This is a genomic window from Roseateles sp. FW301-B2 (genome assembly GCF_058788955.1).
The window spans coordinates 1-23257 of sequence record NZ_JBYTBE010000045.1; the positions used below are offsets into that span (position 1 = coordinate 1).

Annotated in this window: 22 protein-coding genes; 16 read left to right on the forward strand and 6 right to left on the reverse strand. The window is 70.3% G+C overall.

Annotated features, from left to right (window positions below; all coding sequences use genetic code 11):
• The first annotated feature begins 169 nt into the window (after window positions 1–169).
• The 5 genes from AC3WQY_RS22210 to AC3WQY_RS22230 all read left to right on the forward strand — a co-directional run bounded on the left by AC3WQY_RS22210 (window position 170) and on the right by AC3WQY_RS22230 (window position 6054).
• Complete coding sequence (locus AC3WQY_RS22210) at window positions 170–913, forward strand: hypothetical protein (RefSeq protein WP_492710708.1); 744 nt, start codon at window positions 170–172, stop codon at window positions 911–913.
• Window positions 910–1887: a HupE/UreJ family protein gene (locus AC3WQY_RS22215; RefSeq protein WP_492710710.1), complete on the forward strand. Its 978-nt coding sequence runs from the start codon at window positions 910–912 to the stop codon at window positions 1885–1887. The genes AC3WQY_RS22210 and AC3WQY_RS22215 overlap by 4 nt, the downstream gene beginning before the upstream one ends.
• An 18-nt stretch (window positions 1888–1905) precedes the next feature.
• Window positions 1906–3867 (forward strand): DUF3604 domain-containing protein, encoded by a 1962-nt coding sequence (locus AC3WQY_RS22220; protein WP_492710711.1) that lies wholly within the window; start codon window positions 1906–1908, stop codon window positions 3865–3867.
• An 11-nt stretch (window positions 3868–3878) separates the two neighbouring features.
• Entirely contained in the window at window positions 3879–4802 is a 924-nt protein-coding gene (locus tag AC3WQY_RS22225; RefSeq protein ID WP_492710712.1) for a haloalkane dehalogenase, read from the forward strand.
• Window positions 4803–4887: 85 nt separating this feature from the next.
• Window positions 4888–6054, forward strand: a complete 1167-nt coding sequence (locus tag AC3WQY_RS22230) for a zinc-binding dehydrogenase (protein WP_492710714.1) — start codon at window positions 4888–4890, stop codon at window positions 6052–6054.
• A gap of 16 nt (window positions 6055–6070) precedes the next feature.
• On the opposite strand, the gene AC3WQY_RS22235 is transcribed toward AC3WQY_RS22230, so the two are convergent.
• A complete protein-coding gene (locus AC3WQY_RS22235) occupies window positions 6071–7150 on the reverse strand; it encodes an AraC family transcriptional regulator (protein ID WP_492710715.1) in 1080 nt (359 codons plus the stop codon).
• A 223-nt stretch (window positions 7151–7373) separates the two neighbouring features.
• Here AC3WQY_RS22235 and AC3WQY_RS22240 point away from each other — a divergent pair, with 223 nt between their 5' ends.
• The 5 genes from AC3WQY_RS22240 to AC3WQY_RS22260 all read left to right on the forward strand — a co-directional run bounded on the left by AC3WQY_RS22240 (window position 7374) and on the right by AC3WQY_RS22260 (window position 12534).
• Window positions 7374–8210: an alpha/beta fold hydrolase gene (locus AC3WQY_RS22240; RefSeq protein ID WP_492710717.1), complete on the forward strand. Its 837-nt coding sequence runs from the start codon at window positions 7374–7376 to the stop codon at window positions 8208–8210.
• Between the two features lie 14 nt (window positions 8211–8224).
• On the forward strand, window positions 8225–8875 hold the full coding sequence (locus AC3WQY_RS22245; RefSeq protein WP_492710718.1) for a DUF1330 domain-containing protein: 651 nt from the start codon (window positions 8225–8227) through the stop codon (window positions 8873–8875).
• 12 nt (window positions 8876–8887) lie between these two features.
• A complete protein-coding gene (locus AC3WQY_RS22250) occupies window positions 8888–9709 on the forward strand; it encodes an SDR family NAD(P)-dependent oxidoreductase (RefSeq protein ID WP_492710719.1) in 822 nt (273 codons plus the stop codon).
• A gap of 19 nt (window positions 9710–9728) precedes the next feature.
• Complete coding sequence (locus AC3WQY_RS22255; RefSeq protein ID WP_492710720.1) at window positions 9729–11312, forward strand: methyl-accepting chemotaxis protein; 1584 nt, start codon at window positions 9729–9731, stop codon at window positions 11310–11312.
• A gap of 115 nt (window positions 11313–11427) precedes the next feature.
• Window positions 11428–12534 carry a glutathione S-transferase family protein gene (locus tag AC3WQY_RS22260; RefSeq protein WP_492710722.1) on the forward strand — a complete coding sequence of 369 codons (1107 nt, stop codon included), beginning with the start codon at window positions 11428–11430 and terminating at the stop codon, window positions 12532–12534.
• On the opposite strand, the gene AC3WQY_RS22265 is transcribed toward AC3WQY_RS22260, so the two are convergent.
• Complete coding sequence (locus AC3WQY_RS22265; RefSeq protein ID WP_492710723.1) at window positions 12535–13590, reverse strand: AraC family transcriptional regulator; 1056 nt, start codon at window positions 13588–13590, stop codon at window positions 12535–12537.
• 73 nt (window positions 13591–13663) lie between these two features.
• Here AC3WQY_RS22265 and AC3WQY_RS22270 point away from each other — a divergent pair, with 73 nt between their 5' ends.
• Window positions 13664–14482, forward strand: coding sequence for an NUDIX hydrolase (locus AC3WQY_RS22270; RefSeq protein ID WP_492710725.1), 819 nt, complete (start codon window positions 13664–13666; stop codon window positions 14480–14482).
• Here AC3WQY_RS22270 and AC3WQY_RS22275 read toward each other — a convergent pair.
• Complete coding sequence (locus AC3WQY_RS22275; protein WP_492710727.1) at window positions 14463–15398, reverse strand: response regulator; 936 nt, start codon at window positions 15396–15398, stop codon at window positions 14463–14465. The two genes, AC3WQY_RS22270 and AC3WQY_RS22275, sit on opposite strands and share 20 nt — an antisense overlap.
• Window positions 15399–15666: 268 nt before the next feature.
• Between AC3WQY_RS22275 and AC3WQY_RS22280 the strand changes: the two genes are divergently transcribed.
• Window positions 15667–16806 carry an NAD(P)/FAD-dependent oxidoreductase gene (locus tag AC3WQY_RS22280; protein ID WP_492710729.1) on the forward strand — a complete coding sequence of 380 codons (1140 nt, stop codon included), beginning with the start codon at window positions 15667–15669 and terminating at the stop codon, window positions 16804–16806.
• Here the strand turns inward: AC3WQY_RS22280 and AC3WQY_RS22285 are convergent.
• Together AC3WQY_RS22285 and aat are read right to left on the reverse strand one after the other, a co-directional pair.
• Window positions 16803–17537, reverse strand: a complete 735-nt coding sequence (locus AC3WQY_RS22285; protein WP_285232638.1) for an arginyltransferase — start codon at window positions 17535–17537, stop codon at window positions 16803–16805. The two genes, AC3WQY_RS22280 and AC3WQY_RS22285, sit on opposite strands and share 4 nt — an antisense overlap.
• Window positions 17534–18298 (reverse strand): leucyl/phenylalanyl-tRNA--protein transferase, encoded by a 765-nt coding sequence (gene aat, locus AC3WQY_RS22290; protein WP_492710730.1) that lies wholly within the window; start codon window positions 18296–18298, stop codon window positions 17534–17536. The genes AC3WQY_RS22285 and aat overlap by 4 nt, the downstream gene beginning before the upstream one ends.
• Before the next feature lie 25 nt (window positions 18299–18323).
• Here aat and AC3WQY_RS22295 point away from each other — a divergent pair, with 25 nt between their 5' ends.
• From AC3WQY_RS22295 to AC3WQY_RS22310, 4 genes are all read left to right on the forward strand, one after another.
• Complete coding sequence (locus AC3WQY_RS22295; RefSeq protein WP_492710732.1) at window positions 18324–18674, forward strand: ArsC family reductase; 351 nt, start codon at window positions 18324–18326, stop codon at window positions 18672–18674.
• A 173-nt stretch (window positions 18675–18847) separates the two neighbouring features.
• Window positions 18848–20050: an ammonium transporter gene (locus tag AC3WQY_RS22300; protein ID WP_492710734.1), complete on the forward strand. Its 1203-nt coding sequence runs from the start codon at window positions 18848–18850 to the stop codon at window positions 20048–20050.
• Between the two features lie 40 nt (window positions 20051–20090).
• The gene (locus AC3WQY_RS22305; RefSeq protein ID WP_492710735.1) at window positions 20091–20807 is read left to right on the forward strand and encodes a riboflavin synthase subunit alpha; all 717 of its coding nucleotides are present in this window, start codon (window positions 20091–20093) and stop codon (window positions 20805–20807) included.
• A gap of 92 nt (window positions 20808–20899) precedes the next feature.
• The gene (locus tag AC3WQY_RS22310; protein ID WP_492710736.1) at window positions 20900–22291 is read left to right on the forward strand and encodes a methyl-accepting chemotaxis protein; all 1392 of its coding nucleotides are present in this window, start codon (window positions 20900–20902) and stop codon (window positions 22289–22291) included.
• Between the two features lie 9 nt (window positions 22292–22300).
• On the opposite strand, the gene AC3WQY_RS22315 is transcribed toward AC3WQY_RS22310, so the two are convergent.
• Window positions 22301–23212, reverse strand: a complete 912-nt coding sequence (locus AC3WQY_RS22315) for a TIGR02285 family protein (protein WP_492710738.1) — start codon at window positions 23210–23212, stop codon at window positions 22301–22303.
• Window positions 23213–23257: the final 45 nt, after the last annotated feature.

The window sequence follows — 23257 nt, forward strand, 5'->3', positions numbered from 1 at the left end:
GCCATAGGGGGGGCGGGCGGCGTGGGCGAACCATGCCGCAGCATAGCCAGATGCGCAGGGTTTTCCAGAGTCTGTCGGAATCTGACTGGCGCATGGCAGCCGGGGCACGTGCCGATGGCGGCGATGAACACCATCATGCGGCCCATCACCCCTGAGCAAGGCCCCCCGCATGAAGGAAAAGAGCACCAGCGCCTGGTCCCGCTTGTGCGCCGAGCCCCTGCTGCATTTCTTGCTGGCCGGCGCGCTGCTGTTCGGCCTGCATGCCTGGCTGCAGGCACGGCGCGACCCGCAGACAATCGCGATCGATGCGCAGGACCTCGAGCGCCTGCGTGCGATGGCGCGCAAGCAATGGGGGCGCGAACCCGATGCGGCCCAGCTGGATGGCTTGCTGCAGGCGCAGCTGCGCGAGGAGCTGCTCTACCGCGAGGCCCTGGCCCAGGGCCTGGACCGCGACGATGTGGTGATACGCCGGCGCCTGGCGCAGAAGATGGAGTTCCTGGCCCAGGGCGATCTGCAGGCCCCCGACGAGGCGCAACTGCGCGCCTGGTACGACGCGCACGTGCAGCGCTATGCCGATGCCACGCGCTGGACGCTGGAGCAGCGCGCCGTGGACGGCCGCGTGGCCGGCCCGGCGCGCCTGGACCAGGCCGATGCGGCGCGCATCACGGCGGAGTTCGGTGCCGCCGTGGCCGCGCGCGTGGCCACGCTGACACCCGGCGCATGGTCCGAGCCGATCGCATCGCCGCTGGGGCGCCACAGCCTGCGCGTGAGCGCGGTGCAAGCGCCCAGCTTCGAGGCGCTGCGCGAGCAGGTGCTGCGCGATTGGGCCGAGGCCAGCCAGCGCGAGGCCCGCGACGGCGCCTATGCGCGGCTGCGCGAACGCTACCGCATCAGCCTACCGGCGCTGCCATGAAGCGCTGGCTTGGCATTCTTTGTCTTGCGCTGCTTTGCCTGGCCGGTGCGGCGCGGGCGCATGAGACCCTGCCCGCGGCGCTGAGCCTGCAGGAGCGCGGCCCGGCTGTGTGGGACCTTACGCTGCGCATCCCCGCCGCGCAGGGCCGGCCGCCGGCGCTGCGGCCGCGGCTGCCCGCGCATTGCGCGGCCTTGCCCGAGCCCGCCGAACGGCTGCTGCCGGCGGCGCGCCAGCTGGATTGGCGCGGCGTGGCCTGCCGTCTCGCGCCGGGTGACAGCATCACCGTCGAGGGCCTGGCCGCCACCCAGATCGACCTGCTGCTGCGCATCGCGCCCACCGAGGGCCCTGCGCTCAGCCAGCTGCTGAGCCCGCGCGCGCCGGCCTGGGTGCTGCCCGCGCAGGCGCAGGCGGCGCCGCCGGCGCGCGCCTATTTCGGCCTCGGGGTCGAGCACATCCTGGGCGGCACCGACCACCTGCTGTTCGTGCTCGCGCTGCTGCTGCTGGTGCGCCGCGCGCTGCCGCTGCTGCGCACCGTCACCGCCTTCACGCTGGCCCACAGCCTCACGCTGGCGGCCGCGGCGCTGGGGCTTGTGCAGGTACCGGGCGCGCCGGTGGAGGCGGCGATCGCACTCTCCATCGTGTTCGTGGCGCGCGAGCTCTTGCGCCCGGCGCCCGGCCTGGCGGCGCGGCGGCCCTGGCTGGTGGCGCTGGCCTTCGGGCTCTTGCATGGCTTCGGCTTTGCCGGCGCGCTCGCCGAGCTGGGCCTGCCCGCCGGCGAGATCCCGCTCGCGCTGGCGCTTTTCAATCTGGGCGTCGAGGCCGGGCAGCTGCTGTTCCTGGCCGCGGTGCTGCTGGCCTGGCGGGGGCTGATGCGGGCCCGCAAGAGCTGGCCCCGCTGGGCCGCTCGCGTGCCGGCCTATGCGCTGGGTGCGGTGTCGAGTTGCTGGTTGCTGCAGCGCCTGGCGCTGCTTTGATGATGGAGTGAGCTTGCGATGACGAAAAGAACGATCCGGAAAGCCCTGGTCTACGGGGCGCTGGCCCTGCTGCTGCTGGCCGCGCTGGCGGCCTGGAAGATCGCCCGGCGCGAGCCGCAGCCGCTGCCGCGCGGGCCGCTGCTGCCGCCGGCGGCGCAGGCCGCGCAGCTGCCGCCGCCCAACCCCGAGCGCAACGCCTATTTCGGCGAGACCCATCTGCACACCAGCTACTCGATGGACGCCAATCTGTTCGGCACCCGCAACGACCCGCGCACCGCCTACCGCTTTGCCAAGGGCGAGGAGGTCGAGATTCCCGAGACCGGCCTGCGCCAGCGCCTGCGCGCGCCGCTGGACTTCGCCGCCGTCACCGACCATGCCGAGGGCCTGGGCCTGTACGCGCAGTGCAACACGCCCGGCAGCAGCGGCTACTGGAGCATCGATTGCGTGGGCATGCGCAACCAGGTGCTGTTGGTGTTCCCGCGCCTGTTCAAGGCGAATATCCAGAGCGGCCCCGAGCGGGCCCATTACCCGGAGGGCGGCTGCGGCGCCGACGGGCGTGCCTGCATCACCGCCGCGCGCGATGTCTGGCGCGACACCCAGAACGCCGCCAACGAGCATTACCAGCCGGGCCGCTTCACCACCCTGATCGGCTTCGAGTACAGCCCCACGCTGGCCGATGGCGGCATGATCCACCGCAATGTGCTGTTCCGCGGCCACCAGGTGCCCGACAACGTGTTCGGTGCCGGCGACGGCTTTGCCGAGGATCTGCTGCGCTGGCTGGACGTGCAATGCAAGGCGCCGGCCTGTTCCGCGCTGGCGATCCCGCACAACCCCAACTTCTCCTGGGGCCTGATGTTCGGCGATCGCAATGCCGATGCCAGCCCCATCACGCCCGAGGCGCTGAAGCTGCGCGCGCGCTACGAGACCCTGGTGGAGGTGTTCCAGGCCAAGGGCAGCAGCGAATGCGCGGCCGGCCTGTCGGTGAACGACGAGCAATGCGGGTTCGAGAACTTCTGGCCCGTCTGCACGCCCGAGCAGGCGAAGATAGACGCCAAGACCGGCCAGCATGCCGCGCATTGCGTGGCCGAGACCGACCTGGTGCGCGGCGTGCTGAAGAAGGGCCTGCAACTGCAGCGCCAGCTCGGCTTCAACCCCTACCGCTTCGGTTTCGTGGGCGCCACCGACAACCACAACGGCACGCCCGGCGATACCGACGAGGCCACCTACAAGGGCCATGGCGGCAGCAACGATGGCGCGCCCGAACAGCGCCTGGGCCTGAGTTCGACACCGGTGAGCAGGACCCTGGGCATCAAGGGCACCGAGATCAATCCCGGCGGGCTGGCCGGCGTGTGGGCCGAGCAGAACACGCGCGAGGCCATCTTCGACGCGCTGCAGCGCCGCGAGACCTGGGGCACCAGCGGCACGCGCCTGCGCGCGCGCCTGTTCGGCGGCTTCGCGCTGCCGGCCGGGCTGGCAGAGCGGCCCGATCGCATCAGTGCCGCCTACGCCAGCGGCGTGCCGATGGGCGGCGATCTCGGCGCGCCTGGCAGCGCTGCCGCCGCGCCGCGCTTCTTCGCCTGGGCGCAGCGCGACGTCAACTCGGCGCCGTTGCAGAAGCTGCAGATCGTCAAGGGCTGGCTGAAGGCCGATGGCAGCACGGCCGAGCGCGTCTGGGACATCGCCTGCTCCGACGGCCTCAAGCCCCAGGCAGGGCGCTGCCCGGCCAATGGCGCGACGGTGGACCTGAGCAACTGCCAGCCCAGCAGCGGGCAGGGCGCGGCCGAACTGGCGGTCGACTGGGTCGATCCCGATTTCAGGTCCGAGCAACAGGCCTTCTACTACCTGCGCGTGCTGGAGAACCCGGTGTGCCGCTACAGCCAGCGCGATGCGCTGGCCGCCGGCAAGCCGCATCCGGCGGGCTTTGCGCCCACCATCCAGGAGCGCGCCTGGACCTCGCCGATCTGGTACACGGCCAAGTGAGCATCGGCAGCATGAACATCCTCAGAACCCCGGCGCAGCGCTTCGAGAATCTGCCCGATTACGACTTCGCGCCGCATTGGCACCAGCTCACGCCGCAGCTGCGCCTGCACTATGTGGACGAGGGCCCGCGCGCGGCCAAGCCGGTGCTGATGCTGCATGGCGAGCCGAGCTGGTCCTATCTCTACCGCCACATGATCAAGCCGGTGGCCGCCGCGGGCCTGCGCGTGCTGGCGCCGGACCTGATCGGCTTCGGCAAGTCCGACAAGCCGGCCGCGCGCGGTGATTACAGCTACGAGGGCCAGGTGGCCTGGCTGCGCGCCTGGCTGGAGGCCCTGGACCTGCGCGACATCACCCTGGTGTGCCAGGACTGGGGCTCGCTGATCGGGCTGCGCCTGCTGGCCGAATGCCCCGAGCGCTTCGAGCGCGTGCTGATGGGCAACGGCGGCCTGCCCACCCATGCAATGCGGATCAGCCGGGTCTTCAAGCTCTGGCGCGCCTTCTCGCGCTGGAGCCCCTGGTTCCCGATCGGCCGTATCCTGCAATACGGCACGAAGCGCAAGCTGACGGCGGGCGAGCTGGCCGCCTACGAGGCACCGTTCCCCGACGCCCGCTACCAGGTCGCCGCGCGCATCTATCCCTCGCTGGTGCCGGTGGCCGGCTTCAATGCGCGCGGCAGCGCCGACAACGAGCGTGCTTGGGGCGTGCTGGAGCAATGGCACAAGCCCTTTGTGCTGTGCTTCAGCGATGGCGACCCCATCACCCGCGGCGGCGATGCCGAATTCCTGCGCCGCGTGCCCGGCACCCGCGGCCAGCCGCATTGCACCCTGCACGGCGGGCATTTCATGCAGGAGGACGATGCGGCGCGTTTCGCCCGGCTGATCGTGGATTGCTGCCATCTGGATACCCAGGGCAATCCCGCGCCCGTCGGGAATTGACTGGCAGCTGGCGGCTCGCAACCGTGCCAGCCGCGGGGCCGCCACCCATCATCGCCCCATCTTCTTCCCAGCATCAGGAAACGCGATGAAAGCCGTGGTCTGCCAGAACAAGCAACTCTCCCTCGTCGATCTGCCCGAGCCCAAGCCCGAGGAGGGGCAGCTGCTGGTCAAGGTGCTGCGCTGCGGCATCTGCGGCTCCGACCTGCATGTGCGCCAGCATTGCGACCATTGGGGCCAGCTGATGAGCCGCAGCGGCTACCGCCAGCTCACCAGCAGCGCGCAGCCGGTGGTGTTCGGCCATGAGTTCAGCGCCGAGGTGCTGGACCAGGGGCCGGGCGGCAAGAAGACCGGCTTCAAGCCCGGCACCAAGGTGGTGGCCTTGCCCTTTCTGCGCGTCGGCAAGGAGATCGACGCGATCGGGCTGTCCGAGCGTATCGGCGGCGCCTATGCCGAGCGTCTGGTGGTGCAGGAGTCCATGACCCTGGCGATCCCGAATGGCCTGGACCCGGCCGTGGCCGCGCTCACCGAGCCGATGTCGGTGGCCTGGCACGCGATCCGCCGTGGCGAGGTCATGAAGAAGGACGTGGCCATCGTGATCGGCTGCGGCCCGGTGGGCCTGGCCACCATCTGCCTTCTGAAGGCCAAGGGCGTCAAGCATGTGGTGGCGGCCGACTTCTCAGCCGGCCGGCGCGCCCTGGCCAGGCGCTGTGGCGCCGATGTGGTGGTGGACCCGGCCGCCGAATCGCCTTATGCGAACTGGCAGGCCTGGGGCTGCATCGGCGATCTGCCGGGCATGCTGGAGCTGGCGGTGGGCACGCGCGAGCAGCTCGGCCGCCTGCCCCTGATCCCCTGGTGGCATACCTGGCGCCTGGCCGAGGCCCTGGGCGCGCTGCCCAAGCGCCCCATTATTTTTGAATGCGTGGGCGCGCCGGGCGTGCTGCAGAGCGTCATCAACGGTGCGCCGCAATTCGCGCGCATCGTGGTGGTGGGCGTGTGCATGCAGGCCGACCAGATCGAGCCGGCGGTGGCCATCAACAAGGAGGTCGACCTGCGCTTCGTGCTGGGCTACTCGCCGCTGGAATTCCGCGACACCCTGCACATGATGGCCGAGGGCCGGGTCGATTGCGCACCGCTGATCACCGGCGAGGTGGGCCTGGGCGGCGTGGAGGCGGCCTTCAACGCGCTGGGCGATCCAGATCGCCATGCCAAGATCCTGATCGACCCGGCCAGCGCGCTCACCGTGCCGGCCTGATTTCGATCCAGCGAGTTCAGGTCGAAGGCGTGACCGCCGTGCGCGGCCGCTGCTGGTATTCGCTGGGCGTGATGCCGATGACGCGGCGGAAGGAGCGGCTGAAATTGGCCGAGTCGCTGAAGCCCAGTTGCAGCGCCACCTGGGTGACGGTGGCACCCGGCTCGCCCAGCAGCTCGCAGGCGAGCTCGAAGCGCACCTGCTCGGCCAGGCTGCGGAACTGCAGGTTTTCCTTCTTCAGGTAACGGTCGATGGTGCGTGGCGAGACGTGGATGCGTTCTGCCAGATCCTCCAACGTGACCAGGCGGCCGGGTGTCTCGCGCAGCAGCATGCGCACATAGTCGCCCCAGCCGGTCTCGCCCACCGGCGGGCGCTGACCCAGCGCGGCGCAGCGCTCGTCGACCTCGCGCACCACGTTGGCGTCGGCCATCGGCAGCGGCCGATCCAGCAGGTCGGCGCCCATCAGCACGCGCACGCCGGGCAGGGCCTGGGCGTCGAAGTGAAAGCGTGCCGGCCCCAGCGCCAGGTAGCGCTGCGCATGCGGTGGCGGCGGCATCGAGAGGTAGATGTCGTAGGCCGGCTCCTGGCCGCCCAGCATCAGGTGAATCTGGTTCTGGTGAGCCACCGCCAGCGCCTCGTAATAAAAGCGCAGCGTCTCCAGCGGCATCGCGGTGAGCGGCGTGTAGACGGCCTCGCCGACCCCACCGCCGATGCGCCGGTAGCGCAGCGAGAAGGTCTCGATCATCAGGTGGTAATGCCGCGCCACCAGCTGCATGGCCTCGCCCCAGTTGCGGCAGCTGAGCATGCCGTAGCCCAGCAGCTCATGCGAATTCATCTTCACCAGCCGACCCAGTTCCAGCCCCAGGTCGGTGCGCCCGGTGAGCTGGCGCGCCGAACTCACAAAGGCCTCGATCTCGCTGGGCAGCAGGGTGGTGCCGCGCTGCGTCACCCGCTCGGCGTCGAGGCCGGCCATGCGCAGCAGCTGGGGCACGTCCGTGCCCTGGCTGCGCAGCAGATCCAGCAGCAGCGTGAAATAGCGCACCGGCACCCGACGTGGCTGAGCCGGGCCGGCGCGCTTGGACGGGGGCAGCGCGCTCATCGCGTGATGGGGAGTGGACTTCGCACCCAGACATGCTAGCCAAGCCGGCGCCCGCCTGTCCATGCAGGATTGCCGGGGGGGCGTGGGCTGCGGCGCCACACCCTGGCTGCGGGAATTCCCTGGCCTGGCAGGAATTGACTGGCAGCTGACGGCGCCTGCACATGCCAGGCCGCGTGCGGCTGCGCATCATGGCTCCGCCCATCGCTTCGGAGTCTTTTCACTCATGCCCCAGTTCGAAACCCGCCGCCTCAGCCTGAATGGCGTGACGCTCAACATTGTCGACCAGGGGCGCGGCGAGCCGGTGCTGCTGGTGCATGGTTTCCCGGACGACCATGAGGTCTGGCGCCAGCAGATCCCGGCCCTGCTGCAGGCCGGCTACCGTGTCATCGCGCCCGATATGCGCGGCTGCGGCGAGTCCGAGGCGCCTGCCGGCGTGACCCCCTACAAGCTCGACCAACTGGTGGGCGATCTGCTCGCCCTGTTGGACGCGCTGGGCCTGCCCAAGGTCAGGTTGGTGGGGCACGACTGGGGGGCGGTGATTGCCTGGACCCTGGCGATCCGCCATCCGCAGCGCGTGCACAACTATGTGGCCCTGTCGGTGGGCCACCCCAGCGCCTATACGCGCGCGCCGCTCGAGCAGAAGCTGATGGGCTGGTACATCCTGATGTTCCAGTTACGCGGCTTCGCTGAATGGCTGATGATGCGTCGAGACTGGCGCTGGACGCGCGGCTTCACCGGCCAACATGGCGAACTCAAGCATTGGCTGCGCAAGCTGGCGCGCCCAGGCCGGCTGACGGCGGCGGTCAACTGGTACCGCGCCAACCTCGCCATGATCCTGCCCTTTGCCCTGCCCAAGCCGCCCATGCCGGTGCTGGGCCTGTGGAGCGATGGCGACGCCTACCTCTGCGAGGCGCAGATGCGCGACAGCGAGCGCTGGGTGACGGGCCCCTGGCGCTATGTGCGCCTGAACGGCGCCTCGCACTGGCTGCAGTTGGACCAGCCCGAGCGCGTCAATCGCCTGATCCTGGACGAATTCCAACGCCATCCCCTGAACGCCTGAAAGCGCCACCCATCATGTTGAGTACCCGCTACCGTTTCGAGCTGATCCTGGCCCTGCTGTTCGCCCTGCTGTGGGGCGGCGTCTGGCTCTGGCAGAACCCGCACAAGCCCATCCAATCGGCCGAACTCGAGCAGTTCATGGCCGACACCGAGAAGGTGCCGTTCCCGCCCGAGGAACGCGCCGAGATGCGCCTGGCCTTGCGCGCCTGGATGGCGGCCGACGATGGCAAGCCCGTCTACATGCTCAACCTGATGCGCTACTACCCGCAGCTGCGGCGCTACCAGGGCTCGCTGGCGGCCAACCAGCTCAGCCCGGCGCAGAGCAATGCGCATTACGAGGACATCGTGATCCCGATGCTGTTCAAGCTCGGCGGTTACCCCATCTACGCCGGCCAGGCCCAGGGCAAGAACCTGCTGGTGCATGAGGCCGGGCTGGACGACTGGAGCCGCGTGCTGGTGGTGCGCTATCCCAGCCGCCGCGCCTTCATGGAGCTGGTGACCGACCCGGCCTACCGCGAGGTCGCTCCCTACAAGCTGATGGCGCTGAAGGTGGTGCTGACGCCCACCGGCTTCGAGCTGGCGATCCCCGAGCTGAGCTGGCTGCTGGCCGCGCTGCTGAGCATCGTCTGGCTGCTGCTGGCCTGGCGTCGCGCGCTGCGGGCCTGAGGCGCAGCCGCCATGTTCCAACAGCAAGTGGTGGTGATCACCGGCGGCTCCAGCGGCCTCGGCCCGGCGCTGGCGCGGCGCTTCCTGGCCGCCGGTGCCCGGCTGGCCCTGCTGGCGCGCGATGCGCAGAAGCTGGCCCGCGTGCGCGCCGAGCTGCTGGCGGGCGCGCCGCCCGGGGCCCGCGTCGAGACCCTGGTCTGCGATGTCTGCGACGAGGCCGCCTGCCGCCTCGCCATGCAGGCGATTGCCGCCAGCCTGGGCAGGCCCGATGTGTTGGTCAATTCGGCGGGCATCGTCGCCGAGGGCTATTTCCAGCAATCGGACATGGCGACGCAGCGCCGCATCTTCGAGACCAATTACTTCGGCGCCGTCAACATCACGCTGGCGGCCATGCCCTTCTTCAGCGCCGGGGGCAGCGGGCGCATCGTCAACATCGCCTCGCTGGCCGGGCGCCTGCCCACCTTCGGCCTGACGGCCTACGGCCCGTCCAAGTTCGCGCTGGTGGGCTTCAGCGAAGCGCTGCGCCTGGAGCTCAAGCCGCGCGGCGTGCGCGTGCAGCTGGCCTGCCCGGGCGAGTTCCTTACTCCCATGGCCCTGGCGCTCGAGGCCACGCGCACGCCGGAGAACCGGCAGATGAACCAGGCGGTGCCGGTGCTCTCGCTGGACGCGGTGGCCGATGGTGTATTTGCCGGCATCGCCGCGAACCGTTTCATGATCGTGCCGGGCCGCATCGCGCGCGCGCTGGAGGCCCTGCACCGGCTGGCGCCCGGCCTGCTGCGGTGGCTGCTGGACCTGCGCTTGCGGCAGGTCTATATCGGGCCGCGGCAGCCCTAGCTCACTGGAACCCTCCTCCATGCCCAGACATTTTTCCTTGCCCTTGCTGCGCTCGTTTCGCCTGCCGGCCTGGCGGCTTTCGGGCCGGCTGGCCGGTGGCTTCGGCCTGGTGCTGGCGCTGCTGCTGCTGACCATGGCCGCGGGCCTGCTGGGCATGCAGCGCATGAGCCAGCAGACACGCGAGATCGTCGAGGTATCGGGCCGGCGCGGCGATGTGGCGCAGGCCATGATGGCGGCGGCCAACGACACCGCAGTGGCGCTGTACGGCTTCTTGCTGGTCAGCGACGAGGAGGACGCCAAGCAGCAGACGGCCCTGTTCGAGGCCGCCCTGGCGCGCTACGAGCAGGCCGCCGCGGCGCTCAAGCCGCTGATCGGCGCCGAGCCGGACGCCACCACCGCCCAGCTGCTGCAGACGCTGGAGGAGGCCGGCTCGCCGGCCCGCACGATGGCGCGCAACGTGGTGCGCATGGCCGGCATGGGTGGCAACGCCAGCGCCGCCTTCAATGCCATGAACCCACGCGTCGTGATCGACGAATGGCGCGCCGCCATCGTCAAACTGCTGGCCCATGAGGCCGAGGCCGCGGCGGCCAGCGCAGCCGGCGCCCAGGCCAGCTACGAGACGGCGCGCGCCGTTCTGGCCCTGACCAGCCTGCTGGGCCTGCTGGTGGGCGGCGTGGCGGCCTGGCTGATCCTGCGCAGCGTGGCCGGCCCTCTGAAGCAGGCGATCGGTGAGGCGCAGCGCATCGCCACCGGCGATCTCAGCCGCGCCATCGACGGCAGCCGGCGCGACGAGACCGGCGAGCTGCTGGCCGCGCTGGCCGCGATGCAGGAGCAGTTGCGCGGCCTGGTCGGCACGATACGCAGCTCCACCGACAGCATTGCGCATGCCAGCGCCGAGATCGCGCATGGCAATCTGGACCTGAGCCAGCGCACCGAGCGCACCGCGGGCGAGTTGCAGCGCGCCGCCGGCGCCACCGGCGCTCTCAGCCAGACGGTGCGCGGCGCCACCGCGGCGGCCGGCCAGGCCGATGCGTTGGCGCGTCAGGCCGAGCAGGTGGCCCAGCGCGGTGGCCACGCGGTCGGCGAGGTGGTGCAGACCATGGGCGAGATCGACCGCAGCGCGCGCCAGATCGGCGACATCATCGGCGTGATCGACTCGATCGCCTTCCAGACCAATATCCTGGCGCTCAACGCCGCGGTGGAAGCGGCGCGCGCCGGCGAGCAGGGGCGCGGCTTTGCCGTGGTGGCCGCCGAGGTGCGGGCACTGGCGCAGCGCTCGGCCGATGCCGCCAAGCAGATCAAGACCCTGATCCAGGGCTCGGGCGAGCGCGTCGAGGCCGGCGCGCGCCAGGTGCAGCTGGCCGGCAGCACCATGCAGGACATTGTCGGCAGCGTGGTGCAGCTCGGCGCTGCGCTGCAGGAGGTGACGCGCAGCGGTAGCGCACAGAACGAGGGCATCGCACAGCTGGAGGCGATGGTGGCCGAGCTCGACCAGATGACGCAGAGCAACGCGGCCCTGGTGGAGCAGGGCGCCGCCGCGGCCGAGAGCCTCAGCCAGCAGGCCACCGCGCTGGCGCAGACGGTGGCAGTGTTCCGGCTCTAGCCGGCGGGGTGCAAGCGCCTGTCCGGCTCGAACAGCCTGATGGCAGCTGCGGAACTGTGCGCCGCCGGCGCGCCCGCCGAACATCGGGTCACCGCAACACCTGACCCCTTGCACCATGACCCAAGCCTACCGCCAGCTCGGCGTGCCGCTCTCGCTCTACAGCGGCAAGACGCGCAGCTATCTGCTGCACAAGGGCCTGCCCTTCAGCGAGGACCTGCGCGGCGGCGCCAAGGCCTTCTTCTGGGACATCCCGCGCCATACCGGCGCCGCCGCGCTGCCAGCCGTGATCACGCCGGAGGGCGCCTGGCTGCAGGACAGCAGCTGCATCATCGACGCGCTGGAGCAGCGCCACCCCGAACGCCCGGTGCTGCCGGCCACGCCGGTGCTGCGCTTCGCCGCCTACCTGTTCGAGCTCTGGGGTGACGAGTTCTGGGTGCCCCTTGCCATGCATGCACGCTGGAGCCATGCCGAGAACATGCCGCTGTTCGTGCGCGAATCGGGCGATGCGCTGATGCCGGGCCTGCCGCGCTGGCTGAAGAATCTGCTGGGCCGCAACCATGTGCGCAAGATGCAGGCGATCTGCCGCAATGTCGGCATCCGGCCCGAGCAACTGGCCCTGCTGGACCGCTTTGCCCAGCTGCAGCTCGACGCACTGGATGCGCATTTCGCCCGCCATCGCTTTCTGTTCGGTGGGCGGCCCTCGCTGGGCGACTACGGCCTGATCGCGCCGCTCTACGCCCATCTGGGCCGCGACCCCTGGCCGGCGCGCGAGCTGATCGCGCCGCGCCCGCATCTGCAGGCCTGGATTGCGCGCATGTTCGAGCCGGCCAGCTCGCAGGGCGGCGAGTTCCAGGCCGAGGACCTGCCGGCCGCCAGCCTCGCGCCGGCGCTGCGCTCGATCTGCGCGGAGCTGCTGCCCTTTGTGCAGGCCTGCGCCGAGCGCCTGGCGCGCGAGACCCCGGTGCTGCCGCCGCAATCGCGCCGCGCCCAGCGCTATCTGAGCGAGGTCTGCACGCCGATGGCGGGCGGGCTGTTCCGCCGCCAGGGCCTGAGCTATCCGGTCTGGATGGCGCAGCGCCTGCAGGATGCCTGGCGCGCCATGAACGCCGAGGACGCCGCGTGTGTGCGCGAATGGCTGCGGGACCAGGGCGGGGAGGGCTGGCTGAGCACCGAGCTGCCGCGCGTGCGCCGCGTCGGCCTGGCCGCGGCGCGGCTGGCCTGATCAGCCTTCGCCCTGCTGCGCGGCTTGTTGCTGCTGCTGGTATTCGCTGGGCGACTGGCCCAGCACGCGCCGGAAGGCGCGGCTGAAGTTGGCGCCGTCGCTGAAGCCCAGCTGCAGCGCCACCTGCACCACGCTGGCGCCGGGTGCGCGCAGCAGCTCGCAGGCGCGCTCGAAGCGCAGCTGCTGCGAGAGCTCGCGGAAGTTGAGGTTTTCCTTCTTCAGATAGCGGTCCAGGGTGCGCACCGAGAGCTTGACCCGGCGCGCCAGATCCTCCAGCGTGAGCTGCTCGCCCTGGGCCTCGCGCAGCATCATGGTGACGTAGTCGCCCCAGCCGCCCGCGCCGCCGCCGCCGCCGGCGCGCGGGCGCTGCGCCATCGCGGCGCAGCGCGCGTCGATCTCGCGCAGCACGCGCTCATCGCCCATCGGCAGGGCGCGGTCCAGCAGCGCCGCATCCATCACCACATGCACGCCGGGCACGGCCTGGGCATCGAAGTGAAAGCGCACCGGCGCGAGCCGTTCGTAACGCCGCAGATGCGGGGGCTCTGGCATGGCGAGGTGGATGTCGTAGGCCACCGGCCCGAGCATCAGCTGGACCTGGTTCTGATGCGCCAGCGCGAGCGTCTCGTAGTAGAAGCGCAGGGTTTCCAGCGGCATCGCCAGCGCGGGGGTGTAGACGATGTCGCCGCGCCCGGGCGAACGCTGGTAGCGCAGCGTGAAGGTCTCGGTCATCAGGTGGTAATGCCGCGCCGCCAGTCGCATTGCCTCGTCGAAGCTGCGCGCCGAGAGCATGCCGTAGCCCAGCAGGTCGTGCGAGTTCATCTTGATGAGCCGGCCCATCTCGAAGCCCAGATCGCTGCGGCCGGTGAGGCGGCGCGCGCTGGCGATGAAGGCCTCGACCTCGGTCGGCGAGAGCGTGGCATCGCGCTGCTCGAAGCGCTGGGGCTCGATGCCGGCCATGCGCAGCAGCGCGGCCTGGTCCATGCCCTGGCCGCGCAGGGCATCGCAGAGCAGGGCGAAATAGCGGACCGGAACGCGGCGCTGGCTGGCGGCTTGCATGTGGGCCCATGCTAGCGAGAGCGGGGCCGTCGCGTCTACGCGAACAAACGCGCAAAGCCATGACAATGCGCGCATGCTGCCCGATCCCACCCTGCTGCGTGCCTGCCTCGCCCAGGCCCGCCAGCCCTTGCCGCAGGGTTGGTTGCGCTTGCGCCTGGGTGCGCTCGAGCTGGGCTGGATCGCGCCCGCGCGTGCCGAGGCCTTGCTGCGGACCTGGCCGGACTTGCATGCCATGCCCGGTGCCTTGGCTTGGCTGGCTGAGGCTGCCGAGGCAAGCACGCGTTCCGCGCGCATCCAGGCGGTGGCCGAACAGCTTGCCGCCGCCGGCCTGATCAGCGGCTGGCGCAACGAGGCCTATGCCTGCGAGGCGCCGGGCGCCGATCCGCTGCAGGTGCAGGGGGCCGAGCTGTTCCGTCTGGAGCGTGCCGCCTTCCGCTTTTTCGGCCTGATGAGCCGGGCCGTGCACATCAATGCGCGCTGGCCCGATGGTCGCATGCTGTGCGGGCGCCGCGCCCTCGCCAAGGCCACCAACCCGGGCGCGCTGGACAACCTCGCCGCTGGCGGCCTGCCGGCCGGCGAGGGTCTGCTGGACTGCGCCAGGCGCGAGCTGTGGGAGGAGGCCGGCGTGCCGCCAGCGCTGACAAGAAATCTGCGCCCCTGCGGCGCGCTGCGCAGCACGCGCGTCGAGCCCGAGGGTCTGCACGACGAGATCCTGCATGTCTTCGAGCTGCAGCTGCCGGCCGGGTTCTCGCCGCGCAACCAGGACGGCGAGGTGAGCGAGTTCCTGGCGCTGGACGCTGCCGAGCTGCAGGCGCGGCTGGCCGCCGGCGAGTTCAGCCCCGACGCGGCCAGCGTGATTGCCTACGGGCTGCTTAGACCAGCAGGAAGCTGAGCCGGCCCTCGCCGGCGCCGGGCACTTGCAGCACCAGGTCGGTCCGGCCGCTGTTCTGCAGCAGCAGGCTGGCGAGCTTGTCAAAGGGCTGGGCGGTCAGGCGCGCGGCGCTCATGCTGGGCTGGTCGGTGACGCTGCGCTTGCGCAGCACCGACCCCGCGGCGCGCATGAAGCGCGAGGCATGCTCGACCATCTTGGCGCTGGGCTGGCTCTGCGCCATCGCCAGCTGGATCTCGGCCGCGCTGCAGCCCGCGGCCAGGCCGCCGATCAGGCAGCAGCTTTGCAGGTCCAGCACGCCCAGGGCGTAGACGCCGCTGCGGCCGGTGCTGCTGTAGAGCGCGATCAGCTGCGGCAGCTGGCGCGGTGCGGCGTCGGCCAGCTCGCTGCGGCGCAGGTCGAAACCGCGCGTGCCCAGGTGCGCGAACAGCTGCTGCTGCATCTGTGCGATCGACTCGAGGGCGGCCGGGCCCTTCCTGGCCTCGGCATCGGCGGGACGGCCGGCCTGCGCGCTCTTGCGCGCCTGCTGCAGGGTCTTGCCCACGGCCTCGCGCAGGGCCAGGTCCTTGAAGGGCTTGTTGAGCACGAAGGCCGCGCCATTGCTGCGCGCCTCGATCAGGCGCTCGTCATTGGTCTCGGTGGTCACGAAGCCCACCGCCACCTCGGTATGGCCGGTCTGGCGCAGCGCCTGCAGCATCTCGATGCCCGAGACGCCGGGCATATGCCAGTCGGACAGCACCAGATCGGGCCGGAAGCTGTCGACCTTGTCGAGCGCATCGGCGCCGTCGTCGGCGGTGAGGAATTGCAGGGGGCCGAGCTCGGACGTTTCCAGCACCTGGCGGATGATGGCCTGGATGGCCCGGCTGTCGTCGACGATCAGTACGCGGCGCGCGTCGCTCGCGGGAATGCTCAGTGACATGGGAACTCCTGCTCCTTGAAGGCAGCATGGTCGAGGCGGCGGGTTGCGCGGCCATCGTGGACTCCCTGGACCTCACTGGCAGGCTGGTGGGCCGGCGCGGATCGTTGTTTTTTTTGCGTACTGCTTGTTCTCGCTGGATCGGGAGTGTCTTGTGCGCGGAGCGCCCCGATGTTGGGAAAAGCCCTTGCTTGGGCGCGCAATTCGATGCCGGTGTGACTTTGTGTGCGTTTGTGACACGCCAGCGTGGCGGCTTGGTCACAATTGATGCATGGAACAAGTCGATGCCGTGGTGGTGGGTGCCGGTGTGGTGGGTCTGGCGGTGGCGCGCGCGCTCGCCCGGCAGGGGTTGGAAACCCTGGTGCTGGAGCGCGAGACCGCGATCGGCCAGGGCGTGAGTTCGCGCAACAGCGAGGTCATCCATGCCGGGCTTTACTACCCGCCGGGTTCGCTCAAGGCCAGGCTTTGCGTGCGCGGCAAGCAGTTGCTCTACGAGTTCTGCGCCAGCCACCAGGTGGCGCACCAGCGCTGCGGCAAGCTGGTGGTGGCCACCGATGCGGGGCAACTGGCCGGGCTGAAGGCCTTGCAGGCCAAGGCCGGGGCCAACGGCGTGCACGATCTGCAATGGCTGGATGCGGCCGAGGCGCGGGCCCTGGAGCCGCAGCTGCGCTGCGAGGCGGCGCTGCTCTCGCCGTCCACCGGCATCGTCGACAGCCATGGCCTGATGCTGGCCTTGCAGGGCGAGCTGGAGCGCCATGGCGGCGCCGTGGGCCTGGCCTCCGAGGTGCGGGCGATCAGCCCGGCCGCGCAGGGTCAGGTCTTGAGCGTGGCGATGCCCGAGGGCGAGCAGATGGCCCTGCAGGCGCGCCTGGTGGTGAACGCCGCCGGGCTCTGGGCGCCCTGGCTGGCGGCGCGTACGGCAGGCTTGGCCGGCTTGGGCACGCAGCCGACCGCGCATTACAGCAAGGGCTGCTATTTCAGCTTGCAGGGCCGGGCGCCGTTCGCGCGCCTGGTCTATCCGCTGCCGCAGGATGCCTGGCTGGGTGTGCACCTCACGCTGGACCTGGGCGGGCAGGCCCGCTTCGGCCCGGATGCGCAGTGGCTGGAGGGCGTGGCGACGCCGGATCAGCTGGACTATGCGGTGGCGCCGGAGCGCGCCGATGGCTTCTACGCCGATGTGCGGCGCTACTGGCCGGGCCTGCCGGACGGGGCGCTGCAGCCCGCCTACAGCGGCGTGCGGCCCAAGATCCATGGCCCGGGCGAGCCGGCGCCGGACTTCCGCATCGACGGCCCGGCCCAGCATGGCGTGGCCGGCCTGGTGAACCTGCTGGGCATCGAATCGCCGGGGCTGACGAGCGCGCTGGCGATCGCCGAGGAGGTGCTGCTGCGCCTGGGGCTAGAGGCCGCTTAGTCGCGCTGCTGCCACTGCCCGTCGATGAGCAGCTGGTGCGGCCTGAACTTGCTCTTGTAGGCCATCTTGGGGCTCTCGGCGATCCAGTAGCCCAGGTAGAGGTGGGAGAGGCGCAGCTGGCGCGCCTGCTCGATCTGCCACAGCACATTGAAGCTGCCGTAGCTCTTGCCCTCCTCGGGCTCGTAGAAGGTGTAGACGGCCGAGAGCCCGTCGGCCAGGATGTCCAGGATCGACACCATCTTCAGCAGGTTCGAGCCATCCGGCTGCAATTCGCGGAACTCCACCAGGCGCGAGTTGATGCGGCTTTGCAGCAGGAACTGGGTGTACTGGTCGACGCTGTCGTGGTCCATGCCGCCGCCGCTGTGGCGGCCGGCCTGGTAGCGCAGATAGAGCTGGTAATGCTCCTCGCTATAGCCCAGGCGCATCACGCGTGCCTGCAGCTGCTCATGCTGCTTCCAGGCGCGGCGCTGGCTGCGCGTGGGCGTGAACGCCGCCACCGGGATGCGCATCGCCACGCAGGCCTTGCAGCCGTCGCAATAGGGCCGGTAGGTGAACATGCCGCTGCGGCGAAAACCCGCCGCCACCAGGCCCGAATAGGCATCCGCATGGATCAGATGGCTGGGCGTGGCCACCTGCGAGCGTGCCTGCCGGTCCGGCAGGTAGCTGCAGGGGTAGGGTGCCGTGGCATAAAACTGCAGCTCGGCCAGCGGAAGTTCTTTGGGATGCGTCACGAATGTGGCGTGGGTTCGGGTTCGGAAGGCCCCAGCAGGGCCCACAGGTCTGGATGATAGGTCCAATCGTCGGGGGCGGGCTCGCCCACCACCCGCGCCAGATGCGCCTCGAAGGCCGCGCGCGGGACTTCTGCCGCACCCAGCGAGGCGAGGTGGCGGGTGTTCTGCTGGCAGTCGATCCAGCTGATGCCATGCCGGCGGCACAGGCACACCAGCGCGGCCAGCGCGATCTTGGAGGCATCGCTGCGGCGCATGAACATCGACTCGCCATAGAACATGCGGCCCAGGTTCACGCCGTAGAGGCCGCCCGCCAGCTCGCCGTCCATCCAGGTCTCGACGCTGTGCACCGTGCCCTCGGCGGCCAGGCGCGCATAGGCGGCCTGCATCTCGGGCAGGATCCAGGTGCCGGACTGGCCCTCGCGCGGCGTGCCGGCGCAGGCGCGTAGCACCTCGGGCGTGGCGCTGTCCACGCGGATCTCGCAGCCCGGCGTGGCGCGGAAACGCGCAATCGTCTTGCGCAGCGAGCGCGAGAGCTTGAAGTTGCGGGTCTGCAGCACCATGCGCGGGTCGGTGCTCCACCACAGGATGGGCTGGCCCTCCGAATACCAGGGGAAGACGCCGCGCGCATAGGCGGCGCGCAGGCGCGCGGGGCTGAGGTCGCCGCCGGCGGCCAGCAGGCCGGGGGCATCGGAGTCCGGCCCCAGCGCCAGGCTGGTGGGCGGGAAGAAGGCCGGGTCGCGGTCATCAAGCCAGGGAATCATTGGCTTCATGGTAGCGTGCTCGACCATGACGACGATTCTTTACGGCATACCCAACTGCGACACCGTCAAGCGCGCGCGTGCCTGGCTGGATGAGCAAGGCCTGGACTACCAGTTCCACGACTTCAAGAAGGCCGGCGTGCCCGCCGCCGAGCTGGCGCGCTGGCAGCGCGAGCTGGGCTGGGAGAAGGTGCTGAACCGCGCCGGCACCAGCTGGCGCAAGCTCGACGAGGCCAGCAAGGCCGCGGTGGTGGACGCCGCCAGCGCCGCCGCGCTGATCCAGACCCAGCCCAGCCTGGTCAAGCGCCCGGTGGTGCAATGGGCCGACGGCCGCCTGAGCCTGGGTTTCTCGCCCGAGCTGTTCGCCAGCCATTGCTGATGCAGGCACCGATGTGGTGCAAAACAGCACCACGACAGTGCCACAAGCTCGACGCTGGTGCGCAACACGGCCGCCGTCCATGCCCCAGTCTGGGCATCATTCTTGCTGAATTGGTGCAAAGGAAAACCCAAGCCGGTGCGCCGGCAGGCACGACCAGCAGCAAGGACGAGGCAATGGAGAACTTCAAGCAGGGCGCGGATGCGCTCTTTATTTTGCTCGGCGCCATCATGGTGCTGGCCATGCACGCCGGCTTCGCCTTCCTGGAGCTGGGCACGGTGCGCAAGAAGAACCAGGTGAATGCCCTGGTGAAGATCCTGGTGGACTTCGCGGTCTCCACGGTGGCCTATTTCCTGGTTGGGTACACGGTCGCCTATGGCACGCATTTCTTCACCGGCGCCGAGGCCCTGGCGGCCAAGAACGGCTACGAGCTGGTGAAGTTCTTCTTCCTCTTGACCTTTGCCGCGGCGATTCCCGCCATCGTCTCCGGCGGCATCGCCGAGCGCGCCCGCTTCGGCCCGCAGCTGATGGCCACCGCGGTGATCGTTGGCCTGATCTACCCGCTCTTCGAGGGCGTGGCCTGGAACCAGGCCTTCGGCTTCCAGGCCTGGCTCAAGGCCAGCATGGGCGCCGAGTTCCATGACTTCGCCGGTTCGGTGGTAGTGCATGCGGTGGGCGGCTGGATCGGCCTGGCGGCGGTGCTGCTGCTGGGCCCGCGCTACAACCGCTACCGCAAGGACGGCGCCATCAGCGCCCACCCGCCCTCCAGCATTCCCTTTCTGGCCCTGGGCGCCTGGGTGCTGGCGGTGGGCTGGTTCGGCTTCAATGTGATGAGCGCCCAGACCCTGGACAAGCTCAGCGGCCTGGTGGCGGTGAACTCGCTGATGGCGATGGTGGGCGGCACGCTGGCGGCGGTGCTGCTGGGCCGCAACGACCCCGGCTTTGCCTACAACGGCCCGCTCGCCGGCCTGGTGGCGGTGTGCGCCGGCTCCGACCTGATGCACCCGATCGGCGCCCTGGTGGTGGGCGGCGTGGCCGGCGCGATCTTCGTGAGCCTGTTCACCCTCACGCAGAACCGCTGGAAGATCGACGACGTGCTGGGCGTCTGGCCCCTGCACGGCCTGTGCGGCGCCTGGGGCGGCATCGCCTGCGGCATCTTCGGCCAGCAGGCGCTGGGCGGCATCGGCGGCGTGAGCTTCTGGTCGCAGCTGCTGGGCACCCTGGCCGGCGTGAGCTGGGCGCTGGCCGGCGGTTTCGCCGTCTACGGCCTGCTGCGCCAGCTGACGGGCCTGCGCCTGAGCCAGGAAGAGGAGTTCGACGGCGCCGACCTCAGCATCCACAAGATCGGCTCGACGCCGGATCGCGAGGTCAGCTGGTAAGCTGCCGGCCTTGTCATCCCAGGCAGCATTTCGTTCCACCATGTTCACAGGCATCGTCCAGGGCGTCGCCAGCGTCGCCGCCATCACCGACCGGCCCGGTCTGCGCAGCGTCACGCTGCAGTTCCCGCCGGGTTTCTGTGCCGGCCTGGAGATCGGTGCCAGCGTCGCCTGCGACGGCGTCTGCCTGACCGTCACCGCGCTGCACGCGGGTGAGGAGCGCGCCGACTTCGACGTCATGCAGCAAAGCCTGGCCCTCACCAGCCTGGCCGGCCTGCAGCAGGGCAGCCGGCTGAACGTGGAGCGCGCCGCCCGTGACGGCGCCGAGATCGGCGGCCACCCGCTCTCCGGCCATGTCGACTTCATGGGCGAGATCGCCGAGATCCGCCGCCCCGAGAACAACCATGTGCTGCGCATCGCGGTGCCGGCGCGCTGGATGCGCTACATCTTCGCCAAGGGCTATATCGCCATCAACGGCGCCAGCCTGACGGTGGCCGAGGCCCATCGCGAGCCCGGCCAGCCCGGCTGGTTCGAGGTCTGGCTGATCCCCGAGACCCTGCGCATGACCACGTTTGGCGAGAAGGGCGTGGGGTCAGGTCTGAACATCGAGATCGAGCGCCAGACCCAGGTCTTCGTGGACACCGTGCGCGACGCCATCGAGGAGCGCCTGGGCCCGCTGCTGCCGGCGCTGGAGCAGCTGCTGGCGCAGCAGGGCCAGAGCCTGCTGGACATGGCGCCGCCGCGCGCGGAGAAGCGCTGAATAAGGGCCCTTTTTGCGCGGCAGCCCCGGCCGCGGCATGCTAGCCTGGGCGGAGTCAGGATGTCCTGACGTCCGCGAGGAAGGGCCGAACCATGCGATTGAGCGTCAGACACCGATTGATGCTGGGCTTTGGCGTGATGCTGCTGCTGCTGGCCGTGGTGGCCGGGGTGGGGCAGCAACAGCTGGCCAATATCCAGCATTTCAACACCGAGCTGGACGAGCGGGCCTTCCGCCTCTCGCTGGCCTCCGACTGGGCCACCCAGGTCAAGATCGCGGTGGCCAGCAAGGCGCCGGTGCCAGGTCTTGACATCGAGCCGGTGAAGAAGCTCGGTGCGCTCACCCAGGCGGAGGCCGAGAAGCGCGCGCTGAGCGCGGCGCTGAGTTCGCATACCGGCAGCCCGGAGGCGCACCGCGATGCGGTGGACCAGCTGGCGGGCAAGCTGGTGGCGCTGCAGATCGCCGACAGCGGCCAGCTGCAGGCCGCGCTGACGCGTGCCGTCACGCTCAACTGGACCGTGCTGGCGCTGGGCGCCGTGCTGGGCATCGTGATCGCGATCCGGCTTTCCAACGGCATCCTGCGGCCGATCGCGCGTGCCGGCCTGGTGGCCGAACGCATTGCCTCGGGCGACCTCTCCAGCAGCATCGACGGCCAGGCCCACGATGAGGTGGGCGCGCTGCTGGTCTCGCTGGGCCGCATGCAGGACAACCTGGCGGGGCTGGTGGCGAATGTGCGCCAGGGCTCCGAGGGCGTGGCCACCGCCTCGGCCGAAATCGCCCAGGGCAATCACGACCTGTCGGCGCGCACCGAGCAGCAGGCCAGTTCGCTGGAGCAGACGGCCTCCAGCATGGAAGAGCTGGGCTCCACCGTGAAGCAGAACGCCGACAGCGCGCGCCAGGCCAACCAGCTGGCGCTGAACGCCTCCACGGTGGCCGAGCAGGGCGGCGCGGTGGTGGGCGAGGTGGTCGAGACCATGAAGGACATCAATGAGTCCTCGCGCAAGATCGCCGACATCATCGGCGTGATCGACGGCATCGCCTTCCAGACCAATATCCTGGCGCTGAACGCGGCGGTGGAAGCCGCGCGCGCCGGCGAGCAGGGCCGCGGCTTTGCCGTGGTGGCCTCCGAGGTGCGCTCGCTGGCGGGCCGCTCGGCCGACGCCGCCAAGGAAATCAAGAGCCTGATCGGCGCCAGCGTCGAGCGCGTCGAGCGCGGCAGCGCCCTGGTCGACCGCGCCGGCAGCACCATGCACGAGGTGGTGACGGCGATCAAGCGCGTCACCGACATCATGGGCGAGATCAGTGCCGCCAGCATCGAGCAGTCGAATGGCGTCTCGCAGGTGGGCGAGGCGGTCAACCACATGGATCACGCCACCCAGCAGAACGCCGCGCTGGTCGAGCAGATGGCCGCCGCCGCCAGCAGCCTGAAGGCGCAAGCCGAGGAGCTGGTGCGCGTGGTGGCGGTGTTCAAGATCCGGCGTGGCTGAGCGCGGGCCCTAATCGATAGCCTGGCGCCGCAGCGCCTCGGGCAGCTGCTCGTAGTAGGCGGCGATGCGCGCACCGTAGCGTGCGCGCGCCTGCGGGCTCAATTCAGGGTCGAAGCTGGCCTTCAGCGACTGGATGCCGGCCGGCGTGGCCAGCAGGGTGGCGAGGCGCCGCACCACCCTGGCGCCCCAGGGCGTGCGTGGGCAGGCGATGCCCGAGACCAGCATCTCGTCGTAGCCCATCAGCGGCACCGGGGTCAGGTCTTGCAGCGCCGGCATCATGGCCTTGCGCTGCTGCAGCGCGAAGTCGTAGTCGATGATGTAGTCGACCCGGCCCAGCAGCATCATCTCCAGCAGGCGGTGGCCGAAATCGGCCGGCGTATAGCTCTTCGGTTGGCTGCTGCCGGCGCGTTGGGCCAGCAGCTGATCGAGCGCCGGGCCGTAGCTGCGCCCCTCGACGACGGCGCCCTGCAGCTCGGTGCGGCGCAGCAGGCGCCAGATGTCGACCTCGCCGGCGGCATTGCGCGGCAGCCGCGGCAGGGTGGCGGCGCGCACGATCAGCTGCAGCGGCGGCACCAGATGGGTGTCGACGAAATAGGCCATGGCTTCGCGCTCGGGCGTGTGCAGAGCCATCAGGTGGCAGGCATTCTCGCCGGCGCGCAGCATGCCCCAGCTGCGCTTGGCGTTGGCGATCACGAGCCGGTGCCGGGTCGCGCCGCCCCAGCTGCTGCTGAGGTGCTCGAACAGCGGCCCCACCACGGTCCGTTCCTGCCCCGGATTGCCGGCGCTCATCGACACGTCGGCGGCCAGCCAGGTCATGGTGGCCTCGGCCCCCGCGTCCTGGGCGCTGGCCCTGAAGGTCAGCAACAGCGGGACGGCCAGCGCCAGCCGGCGACTCGGCATCGGTACGCGGCCGTTGTCCATGATCGGGCCTCCCAGCGCTGGCAACGCTTAGAGCATAGGCGTGGC